The sequence below is a fragment of the Streptomyces lavendofoliae genome, from assembly GCF_014649735.1.
GTDB lineage: Bacteria > Actinomycetota > Actinomycetes > Streptomycetales > Streptomycetaceae > Streptomyces > Streptomyces lavendofoliae.
Genome location: NZ_BMTP01000001.1, coordinates 361,604 through 370,973, shown reverse-complemented (window position 1 = coordinate 370,973; position 9,370 = coordinate 361,604). Strand labels below are relative to the sequence as shown.

General features: G+C 75.9%; 8 protein-coding genes. 7 read left to right on the top strand and 1 reads right to left on the bottom strand.

The annotated features are described in order from the left end of the window. Window positions 1–346 precede the first annotated feature (346 nt). Window positions 347–1,075, bottom strand: coding sequence for a VIT1/CCC1 transporter family protein (locus IE109_RS01720; protein ID WP_189548593.1), 729 nt, complete (start codon window positions 1,073–1,075; stop codon window positions 347–349). A 259-nt stretch (window positions 1,076–1,334) separates the two neighbouring features. Here IE109_RS01720 and IE109_RS01715 point away from each other — a divergent pair, with 259 nt between their 5' ends. The 7 genes from IE109_RS01715 to IE109_RS01685 are packed head-to-tail and all read left to right on the top strand — an operon-like array spanning window position 1,335 to window position 9,370. Continuing rightward, window positions 1,335–2,363: an ADP-ribosylglycohydrolase family protein gene (locus IE109_RS01715; RefSeq protein WP_189548833.1), complete on the top strand. Its 1,029-nt coding sequence runs from the start codon at window positions 1,335–1,337 to the stop codon at window positions 2,361–2,363. Further along, window positions 2,363–3,736: an ADP-ribosylglycohydrolase family protein gene (locus IE109_RS01710; protein ID WP_373297602.1), complete on the top strand. Its 1,374-nt coding sequence runs from the start codon at window positions 2,363–2,365 to the stop codon at window positions 3,734–3,736. Before IE109_RS01715 ends, IE109_RS01710 begins: the two co-directional genes overlap by 1 nt. After that, window positions 3,714–4,880: an ADP-ribosylglycohydrolase family protein gene (locus IE109_RS01705; RefSeq protein ID WP_189548591.1), complete on the top strand. Its 1,167-nt coding sequence runs from the start codon at window positions 3,714–3,716 to the stop codon at window positions 4,878–4,880. Before IE109_RS01710 ends, IE109_RS01705 begins: the two co-directional genes overlap by 23 nt. Next, window positions 4,877–6,457, top strand: a complete 1,581-nt coding sequence (locus IE109_RS01700; RefSeq protein ID WP_189548590.1) for an ADP-ribosylglycohydrolase family protein — start codon at window positions 4,877–4,879, stop codon at window positions 6,455–6,457. Before IE109_RS01705 ends, IE109_RS01700 begins: the two co-directional genes overlap by 4 nt. Beyond that, on the top strand, window positions 6,454–7,338 hold the full coding sequence (rbsK, locus tag IE109_RS01695; RefSeq protein ID WP_189548589.1) for a ribokinase: 885 nt from the start codon (window positions 6,454–6,456) through the stop codon (window positions 7,336–7,338). Before IE109_RS01700 ends, rbsK begins: the two co-directional genes overlap by 4 nt. Next, window positions 7,335–8,540, top strand: coding sequence for a CaiB/BaiF CoA transferase family protein (locus IE109_RS01690; RefSeq protein ID WP_189548588.1), 1,206 nt, complete (start codon window positions 7,335–7,337; stop codon window positions 8,538–8,540). Before rbsK ends, IE109_RS01690 begins: the two co-directional genes overlap by 4 nt. Next, window positions 8,540–9,370, top strand: coding sequence for an HpcH/HpaI aldolase/citrate lyase family protein (locus tag IE109_RS01685; RefSeq protein ID WP_189548832.1), 831 nt, complete (start codon window positions 8,540–8,542; stop codon window positions 9,368–9,370). Before IE109_RS01690 ends, IE109_RS01685 begins: the two co-directional genes overlap by 1 nt.

Here is a 9,370-nt window from a genome sequence, read left to right as displayed (position 1 = left end):
GCGGACGGACCGTCATGGAAAGACAGCCGGCGGCCTGTGGGGTGAGCGGGCTTCATTGCCCGCAGCGCTCACGGCTCATGCCCCGTGTGGAGGGATGCGAAACCGCCGTGTTACGGCTACTTATGTGCCGCGTTGCATAGTGTCTCATCGCGGGAGCGGATAGGGCTATTGGACGTTCGTCACAACGGGCGGGCGGTCGGTGGTGAGGGACACGGTGGGGGCACCGCGTTCCCACCGGGTAACGCCACGGTGTTCTCTCCGGGTACCGCCACGGCGTCCCACCGGTACCGCCACGGTACGGCGAAGCCCCCCCGACCGCTCGTCGAGGGGGCCGGCCTGCGAAGACTCAGATCGCCGCACCGAACAGGGCGCCGAGCCCGTAGGTGACGGCCGCCGCCGCGCCACCGAGGGCGAGCTGACGCAGGCCGCTGTACCACCAGCTGCGCGCCGTCACCCGGGCCACCAGGGCGCCGCACGCGAACAGCCCCAGCAGGGCCAGCAGCACCGCCGGCCACAGCACGGTGGCGCCCAGCAGGTAGGGCAGCACGGGCAGCAGCGCGCCCAGTGCGAACGAACCGAAGGAGGACACGGCGGCGACGGCGGGCGAGGGCAGGTCGTCCGGGTCGATGCCCAGTTCCTCGCGGGCGTGGATCTCCAGCGCCTGCTCCGGGTCCTTCGACAGCTGCATGGCGACCTCACGGGCGAGCGCGGGCTCGACGCCCCGCGCCACGTACAGCGCGGCGAGCTCCTCCATCTCGTCCACCGGGTGCTTGCGCAACTGGTGACGCTCCACGTCCAGTTCGGCCTGGACGAGCTCGCGCTGCGAGGCCACGGAGGTGTACTCGCCGGCGGCCATGGAGAACGCGCCGGCCGCGAGCCCGGCCAGGCCCGTGATGACGATGGTCTGCTGGGACACCGCACCGCCCGCGACACCGGTCATCAGGGCGAGGTTGGAGACCAGGCCGTCCATCGCGCCGAAGACGGCGGGGCGGAGCCAGCCGCCGTTCACATCCCGGTGGGTGTGGTTGTCCCGGTGGGCCTCGTGAAGCGTCGCCTCGGTCTCGATGATGGACACAGCTCTCCCCTTACGCCTTGCGTGCAGCGGCGGGTCCGGACGACTCCCCCGACACCATCGAAAATACGCGCTATGTAAGGGGCTCGCCAGCAAGGCAGGCTTTACTTACCTGCGGGCTGACCAGGTACTTCGCGGCGTGTGCGGGACGGCTGCGGCAGGCGGGTGACAGCGCCGCCCACGCCGACAGCGCCCGCGCCGCGCGTGGCACACATCCAGGAATCGGATCGGTGCGCACGGAAGGGCCACGCCGATGGAGCCGATGGAGCCGGTCACCCGCGATCCCGCTTTCCCCGCCGACGCGGCGTCGCTGCTCGACCGCGCGCGGGGCGCGCTGCTGGGACTGGCCGTCGGCGACGCGCTCGGAGCCCCGGCCGAGAACATGCGGCCCTCGGAGATCCGCCGCCGCTGGGGCAGGATCGAGGGGTTCGTCAGCGACGACCCGGCCGGCACGGACGACACCGAGTACGCGATCTTCTCCGGGCTGCTGCTGGCCCGGCACGGCTCGGCGCTGACCGTCTCCCATGTCGAGCAGGCGTGGCACCGCTGGATCGCCGACCTCGACGAGGGCCCGTTCCGCGGTGCGGGCTTCAGCGAGCGCGGCACCCTGGAGAACCTCCGGCGCGGCCTGGCCGCCCCCATCTCGGCCCAGCACCGGCACGCCTGGAGCGACGGGCTGGCCATGCGGGCGGCCCCGTTCGGCGTGTTCGCGGCGGGGCGCCCGGCGGAGGCGGCGCGGCTGGTCGCCATCGACGGCACGGTCAGCCACGAGGGCGAGGGCATCTACGGGGGCCAGGCGGTCGCGGCGGGCGTCGCGGCGGCGATGTCGGGCGCCGGTCCCGCTTCGGTGATCGCGGCCGCGCTGTCGGTGGTGCCGATGGACTCCTGGACGGCCCGGTCGATGCGGCGCGCGGTCGTCGCGGCCCAGCGCGTCCAGCCCGATGCGCTGGCCCGGGAGCGGGCCGTCCGCTCGGCGGTGGTCGTCGGCGGCTACCCCTGGACGGACCTGGCCCCGGAGGCGGTGGGGCTCGCCTTCGGGGCGTTCGCGGCTGCTCGCGGCGACTTCCCCACGTCGGTGCTCACCGCCGTCAACATGGGGCGGGACGCCGACACGACCGCCGCGGTGGCGGGTGCCCTGGCCGGGGCGATGTCCGGCGCGGCGGCGATCCCCCCGGACTGGGCGGCCGCGATCGGCCCCGTACGCGGCAGCTGCCTGCCCTCGATGCGCGGCTACCACGTGCTGGACGTCGCGGAGCTGCTCACCCCGTACGACGACACGGAGGCCCCCTGATGCCGCCCACGCCACCGCACGCCCCGCCGGGCCGCCGGGCCGGTCTCTCGGAGCCGGGCACCGCGGCCGCGACCCCTGTGGCACCTGGGGCACCAGCGGGTCCGGCGGGTCCGGTGGGTCCGGTGGCACCAGCGGGTCCGGCGGGGCGAGGGGCGCCGGCGGACGCCGGGAGGGAGGCGGGCCGCGCCGGGGCCTTCGAAAGGGGCGCGGCGCACACCGCCCCGCCGGGCGACCCCCGCCGCGTCGAGGGCCTCCTGCTCGGCCTGGCCGCAGGTGACGCCGCCGGCTGGCCCGCCGCCCGGCACCGCGCCGCCAGGATGCCCGAGTGGACCCGGCGCCTCACCCGCGAGCTCGACACCTTCGCCGAGCAGAACGCCACCACCACCCTCCCCGTCCCCATCGCCCTCAACCAGCCCCCCGAACCGCTCCGCCTCGGCCCGTCCGACGACGCCGAGTGGGCGGTGTTCACCGCCGAGACCCTGCTCGCCGCGGCCGGCGACCTCTTCCGCTCGCTGCCGCGCACCCGTCGCCTGTGCGCGGCGGTCGACCTGGCCTGGAACTCCCTGGCCGCCGAGATCGCCGCGGCCGCCGACCGCGCCCCCGAGGTCGAGTCCGCGGTCCTGCCCCTGCGGGCCCGTATCTCCGTACGCGCGGGCCTCGGCAACCTCGCCACCGGCCTGCGCCCGCCCGCCACCGGCCACGACAACCCGCACTACTTCGACGACGCCGCCTGCGTCCGCGCCGCCGTCCTCGCCGTCGCCCACCCGGGCGATCCCCGGGCCGCCGCCGAACTCGCCGAGTTCGACGCCCGGTACACCCAGGACGGCGACGGCGTGCACGGCGCCCGCGCCATGGCCGCCGCCGTGGCCGCCGCCCTCGGCGGGGCGACCGCCGACGAGGCGGTGGACGCCGCGCTCGCCCAGCTGCCGCCCGCCACCGAGATCGGCCGCAACGCCCGGCACGCCACCGGGCTCGCCCGTACCGCCGACAGCGCCTTCGGCCTGGTCCCGCTCCTGGAGCACCAGATCGTCGACCACGTCTACAGCTACGGGATCGCCGCCGCCGAGACCGTCCCGGTCGCCCTCGCGCTGACCACGGCGGCGCACGGGAGGGTCACCGAGGCGGTACCGGCCGCGGCCTGCCTGTCCCGGGTCGCCGACTCCGCGCCGGCGCTGGCGGGCGCGCTGACCGGGGCGCTCAGCGGCGGCGCCGGGGTGCCCGCCACCTGGCGCGACGCCTGCCGCACCCTCGCCGGCTGCGCGCTGCCCCGGCTCAGGGGCACGGATCTGGTGGAACTCGCCGGGCAGCTCGCACACACGGAACTCGCCACCCCGGGTGGACAATTCCGACATGACGCCGAAACCCACACTTGAGGACCGGATCGCCGGCAGCCTCGTCGGAGCAGCCGTAGGTGACGCGCTCGGCGGTGCGGTCGAGGGCTACGCCCCCGAACGGATCGCCGAACGCCACGGAGGCCGCGTCACCGGCATCGTCGGACCCTGGAACGGCGACGAGTGGCGCACCGCCCGCCCCATCGCCCCGTACCACAAGGGCGACGGGCACGTCACCGACGACACCCTCATGACACACGCGCTGGTACGGGTGTACGACGTGGTCCGCGACCACCTCGACGCCTACGCCGTGGCCGACCACCTGGTGCCCGACCTGATGTCCACGCCCCGCTGGATCCCGGAACTGGAGGCCGAGGCACTGCCCCTCCAGCGGATCTTCCTCGCCGAGAAGTGGCTGGTGGCCCGCCTCCACTACGGCCACGTCGACCCGCGCGAGGCGGGTGCCGGGAACATCGTCAACTGCGGCGCCGCGATGTACATGGCGCCCGTCGGCCTGGTCAACGCCGCGAACCCGGCCGGCGCGTACGCCGAGGCCCTCGACATCGCCGGCGCCCACCAGTCCTCGTACGGCCGCGAGGCCGCCGGGGTGTTCGCGGCGGCGGTCGCCGCGGCCTGCGCACCGGGCGCGACGCCCGCCTCCGTCGTCGACACCGTGCTCGACCTGGCCAAGGACGGCACCCGATCGGCGATCGAGGCGGTGGCGGAGGTCGCCGCCGGGTACACCGACTTCGAACCGGCCCTGCGCCCCCTGCGCGAGGCGGTCGCCCCCTTCGACACGGTGGGCCCCGACTACCGCTCCCCCTCCCTCGGCGCCCGCCGCCCGTCCCGGCTGCACACCATCGAGGAACTCCCCATCGCCCTCGGCATGCTGCTGGTCGGCGAGGGCGACTACCGCCGTACGGTGCTGGGCGCCGTCAACTACGGCCGCGACTGCGACTCGATCGCCACCATGGCGGGCGCCGTCGCGGGCGCGCTGCACGGGGAGGCGGCCGTCCCCGCCGCGTGGGCGAAGCGGGTCGCCGAGGCCAGCCGCCTCGACCTGCACGCCCCGGCCGCGGTGCTGGCCGACGTGGCCCACGAGGTCTTCGTGCGCGACACGGCCCGCCGCCGCGCCCACGAGCGGGCGTTCGTCGCCCTCTCCCCCGTCCCCGGGGCGCTCCGGTGAGCGTGCGCCTCACCTGGGTCCAGCCCGAGGACCTGATCGGCCACGAGCTGCGCCAGGCGGTGGAGGACGGCCGGGACGCCTCGGCCGTAGAGGCCCGATGGCACGCCGCCGGGGGCACCCCCGCCCCCGTGGCGGCCGGCGCCTCCCGGACGCCCGCTCCCCCGCACCTGCGGGCCCTGGCGGAACGCCTCCTCGACGAACTGGCCGCTCTGCCCGTCCCGCTGTCCGCCGCCGAACCCACCTCCCTCACCCACATCCGGCGGATCTGCCCCCACTGGCCCCGCCCCGCCGGCCCGGACACCCCGCTGCCCGGCCCGGTCCTCGCGCGCACGCCCGCGCCGCCACCCCGCGCCGGCACGGCGGCGACCGCCCCGCCCGGACCCCCCGCACCCCCGGAAGCCGCCCACCCGCCCGCGCGGGACACGCCGCACGCGCCGGCCGGAGGCGCGGTCGGGCCGGAAGCGGTCGCGCCGGCCGGAGGCGCGGTCGGGCCGGAAGCGGTCGCGCCCGGGCTGGGCGCGCGGCTGCACGCCGCGTGGCTGGGGCGGGCCGCCGGGTGCCTGCTCGGCAAGCCGGTCGAGAAGCTGCCGCTCTCCGCGATCCGGGCGCTCGCCGCCGCCACCGGGAACTGGCCGCTCACCTCCTGGTTCACCGCCAGGGGCCTGCCCCCGGAACTCGCCGCCGCCCACCCCTGGAACCGCCGTTCCGCCGCCACGTCCCTCGCCGAGAACATCGACGGCATGCCGGAGGACGACGACCTCAACTACCCACTGCTCAACCTGCTCCTCCTCCAGCGGTACGGCCCCGGCTTCCGCACCGCCGACGTCGCCCGCCTGTGGCTGGACGAGCTCCCGGCCGGCCGCACCTTCACCGCCGAACGCGTCGCGTACCGCAACCTGCTCTCCGGTCTCGAACCGCCGCTCACCGCCTCCCACCGCAACCCGTTCCGCGAGTGGATCGGCGCCCAGATCCGCGCGGACGTCCACGGCTGGACCCACCCCGGCGACCCGGCCGGCGCCGCCGAACAGGCCCACCGGGACGCCACCCTCACGCACACCGCCAACGGTGTGTACGGGGCCATGTTCACCGCGGCCGTCATCGCCACCGCCGCCTCCGGCACGGCCGACGTCCACCGGTCGCTCGCCACCGGGCTGGCCGTCGTCCCGCCCGACTCACGCCTGGCCCGCGCGGTCCGCTTCGGTATCGCGACCGCCCACGCCCACACCGATTTCGACGCCGTCGTGGACCGGCTCCACGCCGCCTACGGCTCCTACCACTGGGTACACGTCGTGCCGAACACCGCCCTCCTCGCCGCCGCGCTCACCCACGCCGACGGCGACTTCACCCTCTCCGTCTGCCGTGCCGTCTCCGGCGGCTGGGACACCGACTCCAACGGTGCCACCGCCGGCTCCGTCGCCGGTCTCCTGGCCGGCCGGCCCGAAAGGATCCCCGACCGCTGGACCTCGCCCCTCAAGAACCGCCTCGCCACCTCCGTCCCCACGTTCGACGGCGCCGGGTTCGACACCCTCGCCGCCCTCACCCACCGGCTCGCACACCAGGAGGCACCCCGCCCATGACCCACATCGTGGTGCTCGGCAGCACCAACATGGACCTCGTCGCCTATGTGAGCCGCGCCCCGAAACCCGGCGAGACCGTCACGGGCCGCGAGTTCCGCACGTTCCCCGGCGGCAAGGGCGCGAACCAGGCCGTCGCCGCCGCGCGCGCCGGGGCCGAGGTGTCGATGATCGGCGCCGTCGGCTCCGACGAGTTCGGCACTCGGCTCCGGGCCGGACTCACCGGCGCCGGAGTCGACACCGACCTCCTCCGCACCGTCGACGGCCCCTCGGGCACCGCGCACATCGTCGTCGACGACGAGGGCGGCAACGCGATCGTCGTCATCCCGGGCGCCAACGGCACCGTCACCTCCCTGGCCCCCGGCGACGAGACGCTCATCGCCACCGGATCGGCCCTGCTGCTCCAGCTGGAACTCCCCCTCTCCGCCGTCACCGCCGGCGCCGAAGCCGCCCGCCGCCACGGCGTGCGCACGATCCTCACCCCGGCGCCCGCCCAGCCGCTGCCCCCGGAACTGCTCGCCGCCACCGACCTGCTGGTGCCCAACGAACACGAGGCGGCGGCCCTCACCGGCCACGCCGACCCGCGCGCGGCCGCCGGGGCACTGCTCCGCCACGTGCCGGAGGTCGTCATCACCCTCGGCTCGGCCGGGAGTCTGTACGCGGCCCGTGGCGCCGACCCGGTCACCGTCCCCGCCCCGCGGGTCCGGGCCGTCGACACCACCGGCGCGGGCGACACCTTCGCCGGCACCCTGGCCGTCGCCCTCGGCGAGGGCACCCCCGTCCCGGACGCCCTCGCCTGGGCGTCGTCCGCCGCCGCCCTGTCCGTCCAGCGCCCCGGCGCGACGTCCTCGATGCCGTACCGCCCGGAGATCGACGCCGTATGACCACCGCCTCCCCGGCCGCGCCCCCGCTCCAGGGCCTGCGCGTCCTCGACCTGGCCACCCTCTTCGCCGGCCCGCTGGCCGCGACCATGCTCGGCGACTTCGGCGCCGACGTCATCAAGGTCGAACACCCCCGCAGACCCGACCCGTCCCGGGGCCACGGACCCGCCAAGAACGGCGTCGGGCTCTGGTGGAAGCTGCTCGGCCGCAACAAGCGCGCCATCACCCTGGACCTGTCCACCCCCGGCGGCCGCGCCACCCTGCTCCGCCTCGCCGCGACCGCCGACGTGGTCGTCGAGAACTTCCGCCCCGGCACCCTGGAGAAGTGGGGCCTGGGCTGGCCCGAGCTCTCCGCCGCCAACGACCGTCTGGTGCTGGCCCGCGTCACCGGCTTCGGACAGTACGGACCGTACGCCCGCCGGCCCGGCTTCGGCACGCTCGCCGAGGCCATGAGCGGCTTCGCGGCCATCACCGGCGAACCCGACGGCCCGCCCACGCTCCCTCCCTTCGGCCTCGCCGACTCCATCGCCGCCCTGGCCACCGCCTACGCCGTGATGACCGCCCTCCACGCCCGCGCCGCCACCGGCCGCGGCCAGGTCGTCGACATGGCGATCATCGAGCCGATCCTCATGGTCCTCGGCCCGCAACCGCTCTGGTACGACCAGCTCGGCTACGTCCAGCCCCGCACCGGCAACCGCTCCCGCAACAACGCCCCGCGCAACACCTACCGCACCGCCGACGGCTCGTGGCTGGCCGTGTCCACCTCCGCCCAGTCCGTCGCGGAACGCGTGATGCGGCTGGTGGGCCGACCCGAGCTGATCGCCGAACCCTGGTTCGCCGAAGGCACCACCCGTGCCCGGCACGCGGACGTCCTCGACGAAGCGGTCGGCGGCTGGATCGCCCGGCACACCCGCGACGAGGCCATGGCGGCGTTCGAGAAGGCGGAGGCGGCCATCGCCCCCGTCTACGACATCCGCGACGTCCTGGCCGACCCCCAGTACCAGGCCCTGGACACGGTCACCGAAGTGCCCGATCCCGAACTCGGCCCCGTCCGTATGCAGAACGTCCTCTTCCGGCTCTCCGAGACACCCGGCGCCATCCGCTGGACCGGCCGCCCCCACGGCGCCGACACCCGGGACGTCCTCACCGAACTCGGCCTGACGGAAGACGAGATCGCCGGCCTCCGCTCGGAGGGCGCACTGTGATCTCCCCGCCCGCTACCCCCGGGGCGTGGCCCCTGACGTGGTTGTACGCCCCGGGCGACCGGCCCGACGTCGTCGCCAAGGCCCTCGCCTCCGGCGCCGACGTCGTGATCGTCGACCTGGAGGACGCGGTGCCCCCGGACCGCAGGGCGTACGCCCTCGCCGCCACGACCGACCTGCTCTCCTCGCCCCACCCCGTACCGGTCCATGTCCGCCTCCCCAGCGCCCACGACACCACGGCCATCGCGGCACTGGCCCCCCTGCCCGGCCTCGCCGCACTGCGTGTTCCCAAGGTGACACACGGCACTGACATCGGACGGATCGCGGACCTCGCCCCCGGCGTCCCGCTCCACGCGCTGCTGGAATCCGCCCTGGCCGTCGAGCACGCCCACGCCATCGCCACCGCCCACCCGGCCGTCCGGGGCATCGCCCTCGGCGAGGCGGACCTCCGCGCCGACCTCGGCGTACCCGACGACAGGGGTCTGGACTGGCCGCGCAGCCGCGTCGTGGTGGCCGCCCGCGCGGCCGGCCTGCCCCCGCCCGCCCAGTCCGTCCACCCGGACATCCGCGACCTCGACGGGCTCGCCGCTTCGTGCGCCCACGGCCGTGCGCTGGGCTTCCTGGGCCGTGCCGCGATCCACCCCCGGCAGCTCCCGGTCATCGAGCGGGCCTACCTCCCGGCGCCCGGGGAGATCGCGGCGGCGGAGGAGATCGTCAAGGCGGCCGCAGCCGACGCCGGCGCGCAGGCCCTTCCCGACGGCCGCTTCGTCGACGCGGCGGTCGTCGCGGCCGCCCACCGGACCCTGGCCCTGGCCAGGAACAGGCGCACATGA

Excerpts from the sequence above, each read along its gene's own strand:
- IE109_RS01715 (WP_189548833.1), top strand. The coding sequence starts at position 1,335 with ATGGAGCCGGTCACCCGCGATCCCGCTTTCCCCGCCGACGCGGCGTCG.
- IE109_RS01710 (WP_373297602.1), top strand. The coding sequence starts at position 2,363 with ATGCCGCCCACGCCACCGCACGCCCCGCCGGGCCGCCGGGCCGGTCTC.
- IE109_RS01705 (WP_189548591.1), top strand. The coding sequence starts at position 3,714 with ATGACGCCGAAACCCACACTTGAGGACCGGATCGCCGGCAGCCTCGTC.
- rbsK (WP_189548589.1), top strand. The coding sequence starts at position 6,454 with ATGACCCACATCGTGGTGCTCGGCAGCACCAACATGGACCTCGTCGCC.
- IE109_RS01690 (WP_189548588.1), top strand. The coding sequence starts at position 7,335 with ATGACCACCGCCTCCCCGGCCGCGCCCCCGCTCCAGGGCCTGCGCGTC.